The sequence below is a fragment of the Parapedobacter composti genome, assembly GCF_900112315.1.
Classification (GTDB): Bacteria; Bacteroidota; Bacteroidia; order Sphingobacteriales; family Sphingobacteriaceae; genus Parapedobacter; species Parapedobacter composti.
The window spans coordinates 115,727-134,171 of the sequence record NZ_FOLL01000008.1; the positions used below are offsets into that span (position 1 = coordinate 115,727).

Sequence of the window (18,445 nt, forward strand, 5' to 3'; positions counted from 1 at the left end):
TTAATACTTGTCAGCTAATTCTTTTGCGACTTTTTCCAATATCCCAGTAAGTTCATCATTAAACTTGCCTTCTTTCAATGCTTTCAGCACTTCCGGATGGCGCTGTTCCAATTGCTGCAGGTATTCCGCTTCGAACTCCTTCACTTTGTTTACCGGTACATTGCGGAACAATCCCTTTGTACCAGCGTAAATAATAGCTACTTGTTTTTCAACGGGAACAGGCGCAAACTGGCCTTGCTTCAGTATTTCTACGTTACGCACCCCCTTATCCAATACCGCCTTGGTTGCGGCGTCGAGGTCGGAGCCAAATTTAGAAAACGCCTCCAATTCGCGATATTGCGCTTGATCGAGTTTCAAGGTACCCGCCACCTTTTTCATCGATTTGATTTGTGCATTCCCCCCCACGCGCGAAACCGAAATACCCACGTTAATCGCCGGGCGTACACCCGCGTTGAACAGGTTAGACTCCAGGAAAATCTGGCCGTCCGTAATGGAGATCACGTTAGTAGGAATGTATGCCGATACGTCTCCCGCCTGCGTCTCGATGATCGGCAGCGCGGTGAGCGATCCGCCGCCTTTGACCAATGGTCTGATGGATTCGGGCAGGTCATTCATCTGCCGTGCAATGTCATCGGATGCGTTGATCTTGGCTGCGCGTTCCAACAGGCGGCTGTGCAGGTAAAAGACGTCGCCCGGATAAGCCTCGCGGCCCGGTGGACGGCGGAGCAACAGGGATACCTCACGGTAGGCAACAGCCTGTTTAGACAAGTCGTCATAAATTATCAATGCGGGGCGGCCTGTATCCCGGAAAAATTCACCGATTGCCGCACCAGCCATCGGTGCGTAAAACTGCATAGGTGCCGGGTCAGAAGCCGATGCCGACACTACAATGGTGTATTGCATGGCGCCGTTTTCCTCCAGGGTACGCACGATATTCGCCACCGTTGAGTTTTTCTGGCCTACCGCTACGTAGATACAATAAACAGGTTGTCCGGCGTCGTAGAATTCCTTTTGGTTGATGATAGTATCGATACAAACCGCTGTCTTGCCCGTCTGACGGTCACCGATTACCAATTCCCGTTGACCGCGACCAATCGGAATCATCGCATCAATAGCCTTGATTCCTGTTTGCAGTGGCTCATTTACAGGTTGACGATAAATTACACCCGGAGCTTTACGCTCTATCGGCATTTCGTAGGTATCGCCCACAATGGGTCCTTTACCATCGATGGGCTGCCCAAGCGTGTTTACCACACGGCCAAGCATCCCTTCGCCCACCTTAATGGACGCAATGCGGCGGGTACGTTTAATCGTATCACCCTCTTTGATCTCGTCATACGGGCCAAGCAACACGACGCCAACATTGTCTTCCTCAAGGTTCAATACAATGCCTTGCAATCCATTATCAAATTCAACCAATTCGCCTGACTGAACCTTCGTTAAGCCATAAATACGTGCAATACCGTCACTGATCTGCAATACGGTACCCACTTCTTCAAGCTCCGCTTCTGATTTGAAGCCTGACAATTGTTCTCTTAAAATTGCCGATACTTCATCGGGTCTTACCTCTATCATGTTAATGTTATTAGGGGTTTCTCTGTTATTCTCAACTAACTATGCGTACTAACGTCTAAGTACCTGCAAAAAAATGACGCTCCAGCTTTTTCAGCTTGCCAGCGATGCTGGCATCGATCTGCCGGTCGCCCACCGTTACCACAAACCCGCCGATCAATGTGGGATCTACGGTGTTCCGCAGCACCACCTGGGCCTTAATGGCCTCCGCAATGATATTCCGCAGTTCCTCCAAGTTCGGTTGTGAAAGCGGAGCCGCTGAAACAACCGTGGCATGCACGATACCTTTTACCTCGTTATATTCGCGGATAAACTCCTGTGCCGTGGCATATAAGATACCCGCCCGCCCTTTCCGGACCATGATTTCGAAAAAAGCTGTAATAGAGGGGTCAACTTTCCCATTGAACAGCGCCTGCAGGATATTCCCTTTCTTATCCTGCCTCATTATCGGATTGCTGAGCACAGCCTGCAATTCCGTGTTCGCCTTCAATATCCCCACCACCTGCTCCATGTCCCTTTTTACCGTCTCCAGCTTCCCTTGTTCCTGGGCGAGGTCGATGAGTGATTTGGCGTACCGCGATGCTACTTTAAACTCCGACATACTAATTCAGCTTCACGTCTTTCAGCAGGTCGGCGACCAGCGCTTCCTGCTTGTTTTCGTCTTCAAATTCCTTTTGCAGCACCTTGCGTGCAATATCCAGCGAAAGCGAAGACACCTGGTTCTTCACCTCAGCCAATGCACGTTTCTTCTGGTCATCGATTTCCTTCCTGGCCTGCTCGATCAGCTTTGCCCCTTCGGCCTGAGCTAACGTTTTCGCATCGGCCACAATCTGGTCTTTCAGTTCTTTAGCCTCTTTGAGGATAATGTCCCGCTCCGCCCGTGCGGCTTTCAGCAACTGCTCATTCTCATTGGTCAGGCGCGCCATTTCGGCCTTTGCCTTTTCAGCAGAGGTCAGCGCATCCTCAATAGACTTTTCCCTTTCACCGATCGCTTCCATAATCGGCTTCCAAGCAAATTTACGCAGCAGGAAAAGCAATAACAGAAAGGCAACAAACGTCCAGAAAACCAATCCAATACTCGGATTTCCAATATCAAAGCTCATATTTCCAGTATCTAACTATTAATTTCTCTTTTTTAAAAAGGCCGGACACACAACCAACCGTTAAGTGTCCGGCTTTTGACTCAATGCCGTTACGACGGGTTATTACCCATCAAGGCAACTACGATGGCAAACAGCGCAGCACCTTCAATAAGCGCTGCGGCGATGATCATAGCAGTTTGAATCTTTGATGCAGCTTCAGGCTGACGGGCAATACCTTCCATTGCCTTGCCACCTACCTGTCCGATACCGATTCCGGCACCGATTACTGCTAATCCGGCACCAAGTGCCGCAATTGAACCTACCATAACAATTTAATTTAAAATGTATATTTAATAAAGGGTTTACAAAATCAATGGTGCTCCTCCACCGCCATACCGATGAACAGGGCGGTAAGCAACGTAAATATAAAGGCCTGCAACGCCGCCACCAACAGCTCAAGTACATTCATAAACAGTACAAACGCCAGTGAAACAGGAGCTATCGCCAACGACTTGAACACAAATATCAGGGAAATCAAGCTAAGGATAATGATGTGGCCGGCCGTGATATTCGCAAAAAGCCGGATCATCAAGGCAAAGGGTCTCGATATCACTCCCACAAGCTCTACGGGGATCATGATGGGATATAACCACCACGGCACATCGGGCAGCAAAATATGCTTCCAATAGTACTTATTGCCATTAACATTAACCACGATTAATACGATAAACGCCAGCACAAAAGTTACCGCAATATTTCCCGTGACATTGGCCGCACCGGGGAAAATCGGAATGAGGCCCATCAGGTTATTTATCCAGATGAAAAAGAAAATAGTGAGCAACAACGGCATGAACCGCGCGTACTTATGGCCAATATTGGGACGGGCAATGTCATCCCGCACAAACAAGATAATCGGTTCAAGAAAAGACTGAAGCCCTTTCGGCGCCTTGCCTTCCCGCTTTTTATAGGCTTTGGCTACCGACGTAAAAATTAACAGCAGCAAGAAAACCGACAGGAACATCGAAGCTACGTTCTTCGTAATGGAAAAATCCCATATCTTTTTGGAGGCTTCTTCATCAATTTGTCCCGCCGCATTTACAACCTGGATCTTTTTCTTATCCACCAGCCGGTACGTATAGTGTTTACCTCGGTAGTCATGCTCACCATGATGAAACTGTGAAGAAAGGAAGAACTCAAATCCCTTGTCTGTATATAATATGACTGGAAGCGGGATGGACGAGTGCCCCCAAAGATGCCAATCATGGGCATCACTGATGTGTTCCATGATTACATCGGTAGGCTGAAATTCCCCTTCGCCATGTGCACCGTGGCTATCTATGGCGGCTGAATTTACGGTCGGTGTATCTGCGGCTTGTACAACGGAAAAGGTCGTTAAAACGGCAAAAATTGCTATGAAGCTGATTTTTTTTGAATCGAAAAAGTGCCTAAAATCCATCTAATCCCAATTTTTTACGTCTGATTTTGGTCGCGCAAGTTACGTAACAAAAAAGTAACTTCAAAGACCGTAAATAAGAAATATAATGAAAAAAAGTTAAGTGCCGTAAGCAGCTTATTTTCAGGAAATTTTACTATCAATACAGCTACCGCCGCCAAACAGGTGAACAGCTTAACAAAAAGCCCTCCCAACAGGCTGTATACTGCGGTCTCCCCTCCTTTCCGGATTCCTAAATCGCTCAGGACATATGCAACCAACGTGAGAAAAAACACAATGGCAAAAAGCACCCAAAAAAACGGACTGAGAATGTCAACAGGTTTGAATAAATGCTGCAACCCCACAGCAATTGCCGCCACAAGTAGCCCAAACGCATGGTAATATCCGATGAACCTCCCAAGCTTCATGCTACCATGCAATTTCACCCCTGAAAACGAATACGGCTGGCCCCTCCAGAAAAATTTCGGTAAAACGGTTGCCGTCCCGGTTAAAACGGATATTCAGCCTTCCCCCCGCCGCGCGAATAGGTGTCTCTATTGGCCCTTCCTTTCCCGCCCGCGCCGCCATGGCCAGCGCCACAGCCGTCGCCCCGGTACCACACGCGAGCGTTTCGTCTTCCACGCCCCGCTCGTATGTGCGGACAAAATACCCATCTTCTTCCGGTTCCACGAAGTTGACATTAATACCCTTATCTCGGTAACTGTCGCTATATCGTATGTCACGTCCTTCGGCCACCACGGGATACTTCGCTAGATCGTCCACCATCTTTACATAATGCGGCGATCCCGTATCCAGCACATAAGCGTCGCCGTCCCGGCCGATGTGGTCCACCTTGGCCATCTGCAAACTCACCCATCCTACCCTATCATGCATACGGGCGTGATGAGGACCATCAACTGCCAAAAAGTCAGTCTCACTGCCGATCACTCCAATATCCTGGGCGAAAGCCACGATACAGCGCCCACCGTTACCACACATACTTCCCTCGTTTCCGTCGGCATTATAATATACCATTTCAAAATCATACCCTTCGGCGCCCTGCAGCAACATCAATCCATCTGCCCCGATGCCGAATCTCCTGTCGCATAGCCGACGCACCAAGCCGGTGTTTTCCCGTTCAAATAGTCCATTTCGGTTATCAATGATCACAAAATCATTGCCCGCCCCCTGATATTTATAAAATGTATGTAACTCCATGAGTTCGTTAGCGGAGCAAAGGTAATCATATCCGTTCGAAATTCCATCCTTAACCTTTACGTGTCCTATATTGGCAACTTTAACATTATTTAACAAGAAAAAACAGGCCTGCATTTGCTACAGAAAGGCAAATGGTATTACATTTGAAACAACTTCTATCGAAGCACTTTTTTCAACTTACAACGATTGGAATTACGATGAAAAAATTAGGATTAACATTACTGACCGCACTGGTAGGAGGCTTGATAGCTGTGGGCGGTTATAAATTGGTCGAAAGTAAACAGGAAAGTAAAATGTCATTCGAGGAACGGCAGCAATTGCATTATGCCAACAACCCCGTTCCTAATGTCGTTTCGTCTACGGGCAACCCTGATTTCACTCAGGCTGCCGCCATGGTGGCCCCGGCGGTGGTTAACATTACCACGACCTACCCGGGCCGTTCGAGGGGTTACGGCGCAAGCCCCATGGATTTATTTGAAGAATTCTTTGGGATGCCCCGGCAACGGCAACCGCGCTCCGCTCCCCCTGCACAGGCCACAGGCTCAGGAGTAATAATATCAGCAGACGGTTACATCGTCACCAACAACCACGTGGTCGAGGATGCCACCAAAATCGAAGTGAAACTCACCGACAAACGCGTGGTGGAAGCGAAAATTATCGGGCGGGATCCGAACACCGATTTGGCATTAATCAAAATTAACGAAAAGGGACTTCCTTTCGTCAGGTTCGGCGATTCGGACCAGGTGCGTATCGGCGAATGGGTACTGGCTGTTGGCTATCCGCTGGGACTGGAATCCACCGTAACGGCGGGTATCGTTAGTGCAACGGGGCGTTCTACGGGAATCATTGCCCGCGAGTTGCAACAGCGGCAATACCAACAACGCGGCTATCAGTCGGATGACCAGCCCATGGTCAATACGGCAGTGGAATCGTTCATTCAGACGGATGCCGTTATTAACAAGGGAAATAGTGGTGGCCCGTTGGTCAATGCCAACGGAGAACTCATTGGCATCAACTCCAACATTATGACGCCCACCGGCACCTATGCGGGTTACGGCTTCGCCATTCCGGTGAACCTGGTTAAGAAAATTGCCGACGACTTCATCAAGTATGGTACGGTTAAACGGGGCTTGATAGGCATTTCCTTCCAGGAGCTCAACCCCTCTTTAGCTAAAGAACTCGAAACCAAAGAGACCACAGGCCTCTATGTTATGGAAGTTGTTCCCGACGGTGCTGCAGAAGCAGCTGGCATCAAAAAAGGCGACGTTATCACCAAACTCGACGGCCGTGTTATCCAGTCATCATCGGATCTGCAGGAACGTATTTATCGTCTGCGACCCGGTGATAAGGTGAAGCTAAGCTACAAGCGCGATGGTAAAGAACGCGATGTAACCGTGACATTGAGGGAAGATACACGGGCATCTGAAAGCAGTAAAGAGGAAAGCGAAGCCAAGCGCAGCGGTACCGAAATCTATAATAAATTAGGCGCTGGTTTTGTACCGGCTTCGGAAGCCAGGAAAAAGGAACTGGGTGTTTCCTCAGGCGTTGTGGTCGCGCAAGTACACCAAGGCGGACTATTTGATTACTTCAATGTACAGCGCGGCTTAGTCATCACCCACGTCAACGGCAGGCCCGTGAACAGCGCTGATGAAGTAGAAGCAGCACTGGCAGATTCAGAACGGGGCATTGTCCGGATTGTCGGTGTACCGCAGCGTGGCAGCCGTGTAGAGTTAAACGTACCCATCGAATACTAATAAACACCAGACACCTTCATCTAAAAAAATCCCGTCCGCCATGCGGCAGACGGGATTTTTTATTCATCCAAAAATTAAAACAAAACTCAAAGGCAGAAATATAACTTAGCAGTATTCGTCAAATGCTGCCACCAAGTTATCCGCGATCATCTGGGCAGGACGGCCTTCTATCTGGTGCCGCTCAATCATGTGCACCAGCTTACCGTCTTTGAACAATGCCATGGCCGGGGAAGACGGCGGATAAGGTAACATGTAAGAACGGGCCTTATCAACCGCTTCTCTTTCCATTCCGGCAAAAACCGTTACGATTTTGTCAGGATGCTTTTCATTCTTAATCGCAGCTATTGCAGCGGGGCGCGCATTGGCTGCCGCGCAACCACACACCGAATTAACCACGACAAACACGGTTCCATCCTGTTTAATGGCCGAATCGACCTCCTCTGGGGTCTTCAGTTCTTCAAAGCCAACGTCTGTCAGTTCTTTGCGCATCGGCGCTACAAGGTATTCGGGATACATAATGTTTAGTCCTTTCTGTTAATAGTTTAACGATTAAAATCTCCTGCAAAGATACGGCGCGGTAAGGCGTTTAACAAATATCCCTTTTCACCGGAATGTCAGAATATGCAGAAAGGGGCATTTTATTAAGCGTTTTTACGGACTACTTACCGACGATTCGTTATACCTATTGAATTCCAGCATGGAAAAAGATATCTTTGTACCCAAATAAATAGATGTTTAGCAATATGCCAACTACAGAAACCACATATGTTCCCTACAAAGTAAAGGACATCAGCCTCGCCGACTGGGGCCGCAAGGAAATCGAATTGGCGGAAGCCGAAATGCCGGGCTTGATGGCACTCCGTGAAGAATTCGGCGCGTCCAAGCCGCTGAAGGGCGCCCGTATCGCCGGCTGCCTCCATATGACGATACAAACCGCCGTGCTTATCGAAACGCTCATCGAACTGGGCGCCGAGGTATCCTGGTCTTCCTGCAATATCTTTTCAACGCAAGACCATGCCGCCGCTGCAATCGCCGCTGCGGGCATCCCTGTATACGCTTGGAAAGGCATGACCGAAGACGAATTCAACTGGTGTATCGAACAAACCCTGTTTTTCGGTGAAGAGCGGAAACCGCTCAACATGATCCTCGATGATGGAGGTGATTTGACAAACATGGTCTTCGATAAATATCCCGAACTCATCAAAGGCATTAAGGGCCTTTCTGAAGAAACCACCACGGGTGTACACCGCCTTTACGAACGCATGAAAAACGGTACGCTACATTTGCCGGCCATCAATGTGAACGATTCAGTGACCAAATCCAAATTTGACAATAAATATGGCTGCCGCGAATCACTGGTTGATGCTATCCGCCGGGCCACGGACCTCATGCTTGCCGGAAAAGTAGCGGTGGTAGCTGGATACGGCGACGTAGGCAAAGGATCGGCCGAATCCCTCCGCAGCGCAGGGGTACGGGTAATCGTGAGCGAGATCGATCCCATCTGCGCACTCCAGGCCGCCATGGAAGGATATGAAGTCAAGAAGTTCGCACAGGCGGTGAAAGAAGCCGACATCGTAGTTACCGCTACAGGTAACCGCGATATTGTACGTGCTGAACATTTCAAAACCATGAAAGATAAAGCCGTAGTATGCAATATCGGCCATTTCGACAATGAGATTGACGTCGCTTGGCTTAATCAGCATTATGGGCACACCAAAGTGGAAATCAAGCCCCAGGTGGACAAATACACCATTGATGGCAGCGATGTTATCCTGCTGGCTGAAGGGCGTCTGGTTAACCTCGGCTGTGCTACAGGGCATCCATCGTTTGTGATGAGTAACTCGTTCACCAACCAGACGTTGGCTCAGATTGAATTGTGGACAAACGGCGAAAATTACGAAAACAAGGTTTATACATTACCTAAGCACCTTGATGAGAAAGTAGCCCGCCTGCATTTAGCCAAAATCGGTGTTGAACTGGATGTGCTGGATGCCCACCAGGCTGAATATATCGGCGTGCCTGTAGAAGGACCCTATAAACCAGAACATTACCGGTATTAACGGCATGCCGCCAATGAAACTGCTAAAGCCACGGATGATCATTATCCGTGGCTTTTCTATTTATTGGTTAAATAGCGTTTGTACCGCTTCCAACGCATGGGTAACCCGTTCCTGCCCTACACCGGACACCACCACATAGTTAGCGCCGATAGCTTGTAGTTCGTTATGCCATACACGCATAAAGTGCTCCCGTAAGTGCGGGAAATCGCGCAATGGATCATCCACCCACGGCAAATCGATATCCATCAGCAAATAACCGTCATAACGGTTCATCTGGAGTTCATCAAGCACAACATCCGGGGTATAACCAAACAGGTGGTCGCACCACACCTTAATGGTTAAGAACATGGTGTCGCAAATCAACAGGTTATGCCGTGCGAAAGGCAATAGGCTTCGCTCCAGCGCTAGCTGCCCATAGAACATATTCAGTTCATCCTGCATGGTATATTCTCGGTGCAGGTGCCTGCAATATTCACGAGCGTATTCCGGCACGCATACCGTTCCGAAATACTTGGCCAGGTATTCGGCAGTAACCGATTTGCCCGTCGATTCGGGTCCTACCACTGCAATTTTTATTAAAGGTGTACTGTCCATTGGCTTTGATTTGCTGCCTTCAAAATTAAAGATTGCCGCGGGCTTTCCAAGAACCGCGAAAATAACGGTATAACCACGGCAATCCGGCGGCCGGTAAACTTTATCAAAAATATTTAACCAGTTATTCCGTTAAAAAACATACCTTTGCACTCCGACAAAACAGTCGGAATATCCTACCTTAATTTCCCAGGCATTTTCGCTGTTTTGACAATGGAACATGGTTTGTATTGTTAACATTTTCACCACATAATGCCCAGAGACACCTCCATCAATTCTGTTTTGATTATCGGTTCAGGCCCCATTATTATCGGACAAGCCTGTGAATTTGACTATTCCGGCTCGCAAGCGGCACTTTCGCTCAAAGACGAAGGAATAACGGTATCTATTATCAATTCCAATCCGGCCACCATCATGACCGACAAGGTGATTGCCGACAATGTGTATCTGCTGCCGCTCACCTGTGAAAGCATCGAAAAAATCCTGCAGGAACAGCACATTGACGCCGTATTACCCACCATGGGTGGCCAGACGGCCCTCAACCTGTGCATCGAAGCCTCTGAACGGGGTATATGGGAAAAATATGGTGTCAAAGTCATCGGTGTTGACGTCGCTGCCATTGAAAAGACCGAAAACCGTGAAGAATTTCGGCGTTTAATGGTGGATATCGGCGTTGGTGTAGCCAAATCCAAGATCGCTAACTCTTTCCTTGAAGGAAAAGAAGCGGCGCAGGAAATCGGATTTCCGCTGGTTATCCGTCCTTCCTACACCCTGGGCGGTACCGGAGGCGGCTTTGTCCATAAAAAGGAAGAGTTCGAGGCCGCCCTCAGTAGGGGCTTGCAGGCGTCGCCGACCCACGAAGTACTCGTAGAGCAGGCCGTGTTGGGCTGGAAAGAATTTGAGCTGGAGCTGCTTCGCGACAGCAACGATAACGTGATTATCATCTGTACCATCGAGAATTTCGACCCCATGGGTATCCATACCGGCGACTCGATAACCGTGGCACCCGGCATGACCTTAAGTGATCGCTGCTACCAGGAAATGCGCAACCAGGCCATCCAGATGATGCGCGCCATCGGTAACTTTGCCGGGGGATGTAACGTTCAGTTTTCGGTAAACCCTGAAAATGAAGAGATCATTGCCATTGAAATCAACCCGCGTGTATCACGTTCGTCTGCATTAGCCTCTAAAGCGACGGGATATCCAATTGCCAAGATTGCAGCTAAGCTGGCCATCGGATATAACCTCGATGAAATACAGAATCAGATTACCAAAACCACCTCAGCCTATTTCGAGCCTACACTCGACTATGTCATTGTGAAATTGCCGCGCTGGAACTTTGCCAAGTTCAAAGGGGCCAACCGTGAACTGGGCCTTCAGATGAAGTCGGTAGGCGAGGTGATGGCCATTGGGCGCACCTTCATCGAAGCCTTGCAGAAAGCTTGTCAAAGCCTCGAAACCGGACGTCACGGCTTGGGAGCCGACGGCAAACAATTGCGCAACCTCGAAGAGATAATGCACAGCCTCGAACATCCCAGCAGCGATCGCATATTCCATATCAAAGATGCGTTTGAACTGGGCGTACCTTTGGAGTCTATTCGCAAAGCAACCCACATCGATAAGTGGTTCCTTCTGCAAATCCAGGAACTCGTGCACCTGGAGGCCGAGTTGCGCCGGTATCAACTAAACAACATTCCCCGCGACTTTTTCCTCACCCTGAAGCAAAAAGGGTATTCAGATGTACAGATCGCCTGGCTGCTGGGTAACGTCACGGAAGACGATGTATTCCGCCGTCGCACGGAACTAGGCATCCGCAGGGTGTACAAGATGGTGGATACCTGCGCTGCGGAATTTCCTGCACAGACCCCCTATTATTACTCCACCTTTGAGGAAGAAAACGAATCCGTTGTGTCCGACAAGAAGAAAATCATCGTGCTTGGCTCCGGCCCGAATCGCATCGGACAGGGCATCGAATTTGATTACTCCTGTGTACACGGCCTCTTGGCATCCAAGGAAGCCGGGTTTGAATCAATCATGATCAATTGCAACCCCGAAACCGTGTCGACCGATTTCAACATGGCAGACAAGCTGTATTTTGAACCGGTTTACTGGGAGCACGTCCGTGAAATTATCGAACTGGAGAAACCCGTAGGGGTCATCGTACAATTAGGCGGGCAAACTGCCCTGAAGATGGCCGAGAAGCTCGAAGCCAATGGAATCAAGATTATCGGTACATCCTTCAAAGACATGGATTTGGCGGAAGATCGCGGCCGTTTCTCGGATCTGCTTAAATCGCTGGATATCCCTTATCCGAAATACGGCGTAGCCGAAAGCGCCGAGGAAGCACTTAAAGTCGCGAACGAAGTGGGGTATCCAGTACTGGTACGCCCCAGCTATGTACTTGGCGGCGAACGTATGAGCATCGTTATCAACGATGACGAGCTGGAGACGGCCGTTGTGAAGCTGCTGCGCAATCTGCCGGGCAACCGTGTATTGATTGACCATTTCCTTGACCGTGCGGAAGAAGCCGAGTCCGACTCCATCTGCGATGGTGAAGAGGTGCATATTATCGGCATGATGGAACATATCGAACCTGCAGGTATCCATTCCGGCGATTCCAGCGCAGTGCTGCCACCATTCAGCCTTTCCGAAAATGTGCAGCGCAAGATGGAAGAGTATACGATAAAACTTGCCAAGGCGCTCAATGTGCGTGGACTGCTCAACATTCAATTTGCGGTAAAAGATGAACAGGTATACGTCATCGAAGCCAACCCACGTGCATCACGTACGGTACCGTTCATTGCCAAGGCTTATGATGTCCCTTATGTGAACATCGCCACCAAAATTATGCTCGGCACCAACAAGCTGAAAGATTTCAACATTGAACGTAAGCTCACCGGTTATGCCATCAAAGAACCCATATTCTCATTCGATAAATTCCCTGATGTAGACAAGCAGCTCGGGCCGGAAATGAAATCGACGGGTGAGGCTATCCGCTTCATCAAGGATCTGGACGACCCCTTCTTCCGTGAAATGTACGCGAAGAAATCGATGTACCTGAGCAAATAAACCCGTTTACCGTCTTGGATAAGCCGCCTGCCCCAAACGAGCAGGCGGCTTATGTATTTATAGCCCGATTAATCAAACGATTGCCGACCTGGCTGTGCGTGCGCTGAACACCAAGGCTTCCCAACGCGTGGGTGACGCTTTTCAAGGTTTTCTACCTACTATATGTATTTGTTTCCTATATTTGGCATACAATTATAGATAACACCTCGATCATGTTGGGCTGAGTCGGATGGAAAGCTACTGTAAAGACGATGACGCCTTGCAGCAAGCGGTATACTAGCAGGCTCACGCACCTATTAGTAATTATGCAAAAGAAAAAAAACCATATTCATTCAAGCGAAGAAGAGCTGGTTTCATTGCTTCGCGAAGGCGATGAATCGGCATTTTCAGCAATATATGAGCGGTACTGGCAGGTGCTATACAACAGCGCATTTAAACGGCTTTCCAACCGCCAGTTATCAACAGACGTTGTGCAGGAAGTGTTCTGTGATCTCTGGACAAGGAGGCATACCCTCGAAATACGGAATTTGACGACCTACCTTTTCCATGCTGTTAAATACCAAGTATATAAAACTGCACGTAAGGATAAATCGGCATTGCACTTCTTTGAGAAATTCGACCACTTATGCAGTGCTCCAAAAACAGATACCTTGGTGTTGGAGAAAGAACTTTTCCATCGATTCCAGGTGTGGCAGGCTACATTGCCGGCCAGTCGACGCCGCATTTTCGAAATGCGGTATGAAGAGGATATGCCCGTGTCAGAAATCGCCCGGGTATTGGGCATATCTCCTAAAACCGTACAAAACCAATTATCACTACTACATGTAGACCTAAAAACCAAAATGCTATCTCTTTTCCTGCTGTTTCTGCTGACTTCTCTTTAACACATTCCTATACCATCCAACAGCGTTAAAAAAAAATCACTTTTTTTTGGGAAAGACTGCAGTTTACGGTACTATCTATAAGGACTGCCGAAACGCCTGGGGCGTAATATGGCATCAGCATGATGGAACATAGAAAAGCGTTTGAGCAATTGATTGACAGGTACCTGCAGGGACTACCGCTTACCGACACTGAGCAAGCGTTGTTGGAAAGCTATTTCGATTCGTTTGAAAATAAAGGCGCTATCCTGGATGAGCTATCCGAAGAAGATGTCGCGGCTATCGACAGGCAGTTAAGAAAGGCCATTTTTGAACGCAGCACCCGACTTCCAAACAACACCGCCAAAAAACAAAGCGCCAGCGCACCGGTGAAATACAAATACATCGGTCTGGCTGCCAGCCTACTGATGACCCTGGGCCTGGCCTACTTCTACATTAACCAGCAAAACAGTGCGCACCAGTTAAACCATGACATTGTCCGGTACGACGGCAAGTCATTTTCCAATAATGACGGCGTGGGCCAATTCCTGCTGCCTGACGGCTCACTGGTCTTCCTCAATCAAGGGAGTAAACTGCAATTGGCAGCCGATTTCGGCAGTGAAAACCGCCATGCCAACCTGGAAGGCGAAGCTTATTTCGACGTTACGCATAATCCAGATAAGCCGTTTATCGTATACAGCAAAGGAACGGCAGTCCGTGTATTAGGCACAACGTTCCTTGTAAAGGAAACCGATTCCGCCCAAAGCGTGGCGTTGCTATCCGGCAAAGTACAATTAGCAAACAGCGTAGAAGCATTTACCCTACGGCCCGGCGAACTTGCAGACCGTAGCAAAGACGCCACTACATTTACGGTAAGCAAAGCAGATTTCAACGAATTACTCAACTGGAAACCAGCGACTTTCCAGTTAAACGATATCACCATGGCAGACATGGCCGATTTCATGACAAAACGTTACGGTATCCAACTGGAATTTGAAAGTGACAAAATCCGGGAATGCCATATCACCATTTCTCTAAACGGACGGGAAACATGGGAAGAATTACTGGATATCGTCAGCTTGGTTAACCAGTTCACCTACGAGCAACACGGAACACGGATCACATTAACGGGCAGGGGGTGCCTGCCATAACACGACATGACACATTAAAAGAAGGATAGCCATTATGAAAGAAACATAAAACTAACCAATGCAAAGAAAATGGCATGAACCGGAGGGAAGCCGGAACATGCCGGTGTTTCAAATCATCGTTCAAAACCATTTAAAACAATGCTAAGTTATGAAAAAAACATATCGTGGAGAAGTTATTATCTTTTTTCTACGACAGGTCCCACATCAACGCATCTTTTTCATGCGAATTTGCATATTATTCTTTCTGGTAGCCTTTTGCATGCTTCAACTACTTGCTACGCCCACAGTCCGCGCACAGCAGCTCAAAGATACCAAAGTGAGCATTTCGATCGCTAATGCTCCCTTAAGCGAAGCGATAGGAAAACTGGCACAGCAATCCGGTTTGGCGTTTACCTATAACGAACAACAGCTCAGCAACCATCATGTAAGCGTCAGTGCAGAGTCGGAAAGTGCCGAAAGCGTTTTGCAACGTTTGCTGTCCGGACTTCCATTTACGTATACGGAGAGAGCCGGAAAAGTAGCGATTTACCCAAGCAGGCCGCACTATGGTAAAAGTGCAACAGGAACACAAGAAGAATTGGAAGTCCGGGGCGCTATTAAAGACACATTGGGCAGTCCACTGCAGGGGGTTTCCGTGAGTATGGCTGGTAAACCTACAGTCAGCACTTCTTCAGATGAAAATGGGATGTATATCCTGCGCATACCCGCGGCATCCGCCACGTTGACCTTCACGATGGTTGGGTATAGACAGCAAACAATGGAAGTGGGGGAATCAGGAGTTTACGACATCGTTATGCGAGAGGAATTGTCCGACCTGGATGAAGTGGTGGTCGTAGCCTATGGCACCCAAAAGAAAACCGAACTCGTCGGCGCCGTAACCACCATCAGCCCCGGAGAGCTGAAAGTTCCATCAAGCAACCTCACAACCGCATTGGCGGGGCGCTTGGCAGGCATTATTGCATACCAGCGCAGCGGCGAGCCCGGCATGGATAATGCCGACTTTTTCATCCGTGGGGTTACCACTTTCGGTTACAAAGTCGACCCACTCATCCTCATCGATGGCGTCGAATTCACGGCGACCGATCTGGCACGCCTGCAACCCGATGACATTGCCAGTTTCTCCATCATGAAAGATGCGTCAGCTACCGCGCTGTATGGTGCACGTGGCGCAAACGGCGTTATCCTGGTCACCACAAAAGAAGGGAAGGAAGGCCGGGCCAAAGTAGGCTTCCGGCTCGAAAACTCGCTGTCCGCCCCCACCCGGAATGTAGAACTGGCAGACCCCGTCACCTACATGCAGTTGCACAATGAAGCGACGCGCACACGCGACCCTAACGCGCGCGAACTGTATGACCAACGAAAAATAGACAATACAATGGCGGGAACAAATCCGTACCTATATCCAGCAACGGACTGGCGCGGGGCGCTGTTCAAAGATTACGCCATGAACCAACGGGCCAACCTCAACGTAAGCGGCGGAGGCAAGGTAGCCCGCTATTATTTCGCCGGAACGTTCAACCGCGACAACGGTATCCTGCAGGTAGATCCGCAAAACAATTTTAATAACAACATCGATCTTAAAACCTATCTGTTGCGTTCAAATGTCAATGTCAACGTGACGAAAACCACCGAAATGGGCGTTCGTATGTATGGTACATTTGACGAATATACCGGGCCTATTGACGGCGGCACCCAAATGTACCGCAACGTCATGCGCAGCAACCCCGTCCTGTTTCCACCCTATTTCCCCAAAACGGAACAATACGAACACGTCCACCATATCCTGTTCGGGGGAACCGAGCAAGGAAATTATATCAACCCATATGCCGATATGGTCAAAGGATACCGGGATTACTCCCGGTCGGTAATGATGGCCCAGTTTGAACTGAAACAGGATCTATCGTTCTTCACCGAAGGGCTGAGCCTGCGTGCGTTAGGAAACACCAACCGCACCTCGTATTTCTCAGTATCTCGGCAATACCGGCCATTCTTTTACCAACCACGCTTCTTCGACCAAGCAACGGGCCGGTTAGACTTACAATTATTGAACGAACGGCAGGGGGCAGAATACCTGGATTACAGCGAAGGCGAAAAAACAATAAGTTCAGTCTTTTACATGGAGTCTGCCCTTAACTATAACCGGATTTTCAACGACAAACACAATGTCGGCGGCATGGTCGTTTACATTATGCGGCAGCGCCTCAATGGCAATGCAGGCGACCTGCAGCAGTCATTACCCTTCCGCAACCTCGGCCTATCCGGCCGGTTTACCTATGCCTATGATAGCCGCTACTTCGGCGAATTCAACTTTGGGTATAACGGTTCGGAGCGCTTTTACCGGAACCACCGTTTCGGATTTTTCCCATCCGGCGGTGTGGCCTGGCATATATCGAACGAAAAATTCTGGGAACCACTACTGCCTATTGTTTCCTTGTTAAAAATCAGAGCCACATACGGCTTAGTGGGCAACGATGAAATCGGCGGACCGCAGGATCGCTTTTTCTACCTGTCGAATGTAAATATGGACAACAGCGGCCGGGGGGCTACATTTGGTATCGACAACGGGTACTCCAACTCCGGCGTATCCATTTCACGGTATGACAACCGCGACATTACCTGGGAAACCGCCGAAAAAACAAACATTGGATTGGAGCTCAAACTCCTTGATAAAATCGGAATACAGGCCGACTTCTTCAGCGAATACCGCCGCAACATTTTAATGACACGAGCCAGCATTCCTGCCGTGATGGGCCTTTCAGCGGATGTACGGGCTAATGTAGGAGAGGCCAGCGGCAAGGGCTTCGATATGTCGGTGGATTACCAGCAAAATTTTGGGCAACACTTATGGGTAACCGCCCGGGGAAACTTCACCTATGCCACCAGTGCTTATAGAGTCTATGAAGAACCTGAGTATGCCGATGAATGGTGGAAATCCCGTATCGGTTACCCCTTATCGCAACGATGGGGATATATTGCAGAACGGTTGTTCGTAGATGATGATGAAGTAGCCAACTCGCCCGTCCAGGATTTCGGCGCGCCCGTCAGGGGCGGCGACATCAAGTTCAGGGACATTAATAACGACGGGCAAATCACAGCGCTGGATCAGGTGCCCATGGGCAATCCTACCACTCCCGAAATCGTGTATGGCTTTGGATTTTCCGCAGGGTTCAAAAACATCGACTTGTCTTGCTTTTTTCAAGGACTGGCACAGGAATCGTTCTGGATAGACCCCTTAGCAACGGCACCCTTCATCAGGTATGTCTATTCCGGAGAAAGCACCCGATTCCAAGATGTTAACCTGGAGAACCAGTTACTCAAAGCCTATGCAGACAACCACTGGTCAGAAGCCAATAATAACGTAATGGCCCTGTGGCCCCGCCTGAATACAGTGGCCGATCCGAACAACAGCCAGCCCAGTACCTGGTTCATGCGCGATGGTTCATTCCTGCGTCTTAAGACGTTAGAGTTTGGCTACACTTTCCAGCGCGACCGTGTACAGCGGCTGGGAATGGAAAGTTTCCGGCTTTACTTCAGCGGTACAAACCTGCTCACGTGGAGCCGTTTCAAGTTATGGGACGTGGAGATGGCAGGCAACGGGCTGAATTATCCCGTGCAACGCGTACTGAACATTGGATTACAAGTATCACTTTAAGTAA

Annotated in this window: 15 protein-coding genes; 6 read left to right on the plus strand and 9 right to left on the minus strand. The window is 49.0% G+C overall.

The genetic code is table 11. The features are described from left to right. The 7 genes from atpA to dapF form a co-directional block, all read right to left on the minus strand. Positions 1 to 1,575: a F0F1 ATP synthase subunit alpha gene (gene atpA, locus BM030_RS10385; RefSeq protein ID WP_090973521.1), complete on the minus strand. Its 1,575-nt coding sequence runs from the start codon at positions 1,573 to 1,575 to the stop codon at positions 1 to 3. Between the two features lie 55 nt (positions 1,576 to 1,630). Next, positions 1,631 to 2,173 (minus strand): ATP synthase F1 subunit delta, encoded by a 543-nt coding sequence (gene atpH / locus BM030_RS10390; RefSeq protein ID WP_090973522.1) that lies wholly within the window; start codon positions 2,171 to 2,173, stop codon positions 1,631 to 1,633. 1 nt (position 2,174) lies between these two features. After that, a complete protein-coding gene (locus BM030_RS10395; protein WP_090973523.1) occupies positions 2,175 to 2,675 on the minus strand; it encodes a F0F1 ATP synthase subunit B in 501 nt (166 codons plus the stop codon). Positions 2,676 to 2,764: 89 nt separating this feature from the next. Then, positions 2,765 to 2,980, minus strand: coding sequence for an ATP synthase F0 subunit C (gene atpE / locus BM030_RS10400; RefSeq protein ID WP_090973524.1), 216 nt, complete (start codon positions 2,978 to 2,980; stop codon positions 2,765 to 2,767). 44 nt (positions 2,981 to 3,024) lie between these two features. After that, positions 3,025 to 4,110, minus strand: a complete 1,086-nt coding sequence (atpB, locus tag BM030_RS10405) for a F0F1 ATP synthase subunit A (RefSeq protein ID WP_090973525.1) — start codon at positions 4,108 to 4,110, stop codon at positions 3,025 to 3,027. Between the two features lie 14 nt (positions 4,111 to 4,124). After that, positions 4,125 to 4,514 carry a hypothetical protein gene (locus BM030_RS10410; protein ID WP_090973526.1) on the minus strand — a complete coding sequence of 130 codons (390 nt, stop codon included), beginning with the start codon at positions 4,512 to 4,514 and terminating at the stop codon, positions 4,125 to 4,127. A 1-nt stretch (position 4,515) separates the two neighbouring features. Then, on the minus strand, positions 4,516 to 5,304 hold the full coding sequence (gene dapF / locus BM030_RS10415; protein WP_090973576.1) for a diaminopimelate epimerase: 789 nt from the start codon (positions 5,302 to 5,304) through the stop codon (positions 4,516 to 4,518). A gap of 197 nt (positions 5,305 to 5,501) precedes the next feature. Between dapF and BM030_RS10420 the strand changes: the two genes are divergently transcribed. Continuing rightward, a complete protein-coding gene (locus tag BM030_RS10420) occupies positions 5,502 to 7,058 on the plus strand; it encodes a Do family serine endopeptidase (RefSeq protein WP_170845700.1) in 1,557 nt (518 codons plus the stop codon). Between the two features lie 105 nt (positions 7,059 to 7,163). Here the strand turns inward: BM030_RS10420 and BM030_RS10425 are convergent, their stop codons facing one another. Continuing rightward, a complete protein-coding gene (locus BM030_RS10425) occupies positions 7,164 to 7,574 on the minus strand; it encodes a BrxA/BrxB family bacilliredoxin (RefSeq protein ID WP_090973527.1) in 411 nt (136 codons plus the stop codon). Between the two features lie 227 nt (positions 7,575 to 7,801). On the opposite strand from BM030_RS10425, the gene ahcY reads away from it, so the two are divergent. Further along, positions 7,802 to 9,118, plus strand: a complete 1,317-nt coding sequence (gene ahcY, locus BM030_RS10430; RefSeq protein WP_090973578.1) for an adenosylhomocysteinase — start codon at positions 7,802 to 7,804, stop codon at positions 9,116 to 9,118. Between the two features lie 60 nt (positions 9,119 to 9,178). Here the strand turns inward: ahcY and BM030_RS10435 are convergent, their stop codons facing one another. Next, on the minus strand, positions 9,179 to 9,712 hold the full coding sequence (locus BM030_RS10435) for an AAA family ATPase (RefSeq protein WP_090973528.1): 534 nt from the start codon (positions 9,710 to 9,712) through the stop codon (positions 9,179 to 9,181). A gap of 249 nt (positions 9,713 to 9,961) precedes the next feature. Here BM030_RS10435 and carB point away from each other — a divergent pair, with 249 nt between their 5' ends. The 4 genes from carB (at position 9,962) to BM030_RS10455 (ending at position 18,441) form a co-directional block, all read left to right on the plus strand. Beyond that, positions 9,962 to 12,778: a carbamoyl-phosphate synthase large subunit gene (gene carB / locus BM030_RS10440; protein WP_090973529.1), complete on the plus strand. Its 2,817-nt coding sequence runs from the start codon at positions 9,962 to 9,964 to the stop codon at positions 12,776 to 12,778. A gap of 305 nt (positions 12,779 to 13,083) precedes the next feature. Beyond that, positions 13,084 to 13,662 carry an RNA polymerase sigma factor gene (locus tag BM030_RS10445; RefSeq protein WP_170845701.1) on the plus strand — a complete coding sequence of 193 codons (579 nt, stop codon included), beginning with the start codon at positions 13,084 to 13,086 and terminating at the stop codon, positions 13,660 to 13,662. A 119-nt stretch (positions 13,663 to 13,781) separates the two neighbouring features. After that, on the plus strand, positions 13,782 to 14,789 hold the full coding sequence (locus tag BM030_RS10450) for a FecR family protein (RefSeq protein WP_090973531.1): 1,008 nt from the start codon (positions 13,782 to 13,784) through the stop codon (positions 14,787 to 14,789). 259 nt (positions 14,790 to 15,048) lie between these two features. Further along, on the plus strand, positions 15,049 to 18,441 hold the full coding sequence (locus tag BM030_RS10455; RefSeq protein WP_090973532.1) for a SusC/RagA family TonB-linked outer membrane protein: 3,393 nt from the start codon (positions 15,049 to 15,051) through the stop codon (positions 18,439 to 18,441). Positions 18,442 to 18,445: the final 4 nt, after the last annotated feature.

Coding starts and splice junctions, on each gene's coding strand:
- atpA (WP_090973521.1), bottom strand. CDS start 1,575: ATGATAGAGGTAAGACCCGATGAAGTATCGGCAATTTTAAGAGAACAA.
- atpH (WP_090973522.1), bottom strand. CDS start 2,173: ATGTCGGAGTTTAAAGTAGCATCGCGGTACGCCAAATCACTCATCGAC.
- BM030_RS10395 (WP_090973523.1), bottom strand. CDS start 2,675: ATGAGCTTTGATATTGGAAATCCGAGTATTGGATTGGTTTTCTGGACG.
- atpE (WP_090973524.1), bottom strand. CDS start 2,980: ATGGTAGGTTCAATTGCGGCACTTGGTGCCGGATTAGCAGTAATCGGT.
- atpB (WP_090973525.1), bottom strand. CDS start 4,110: ATGGATTTTAGGCACTTTTTCGATTCAAAAAAAATCAGCTTCATAGCA.
- BM030_RS10410 (WP_090973526.1), bottom strand. CDS start 4,514: ATGAAGCTTGGGAGGTTCATCGGATATTACCATGCGTTTGGGCTACTT.
- dapF (WP_090973576.1), bottom strand. CDS start 5,304: ATGGAGTTACATACATTTTATAAATATCAGGGGGCGGGCAATGATTTT.
- BM030_RS10420 (WP_170845700.1), top strand. CDS start 5,502: ATGAAAAAATTAGGATTAACATTACTGACCGCACTGGTAGGAGGCTTG.
- BM030_RS10425 (WP_090973527.1), bottom strand. CDS start 7,574: ATGTATCCCGAATACCTTGTAGCGCCGATGCGCAAAGAACTGACAGAC.
- ahcY (WP_090973578.1), top strand. CDS start 7,802: ATGCCAACTACAGAAACCACATATGTTCCCTACAAAGTAAAGGACATC.
- BM030_RS10435 (WP_090973528.1), bottom strand. CDS start 9,712: ATGGACAGTACACCTTTAATAAAAATTGCAGTGGTAGGACCCGAATCG.
- carB (WP_090973529.1), top strand. CDS start 9,962: ATGCCCAGAGACACCTCCATCAATTCTGTTTTGATTATCGGTTCAGGC.
- BM030_RS10445 (WP_170845701.1), top strand. CDS start 13,084: ATGCAAAAGAAAAAAAACCATATTCATTCAAGCGAAGAAGAGCTGGTT.
- BM030_RS10450 (WP_090973531.1), top strand. CDS start 13,782: ATGATGGAACATAGAAAAGCGTTTGAGCAATTGATTGACAGGTACCTG.
- BM030_RS10455 (WP_090973532.1), top strand. CDS start 15,049: ATGCTTCAACTACTTGCTACGCCCACAGTCCGCGCACAGCAGCTCAAA.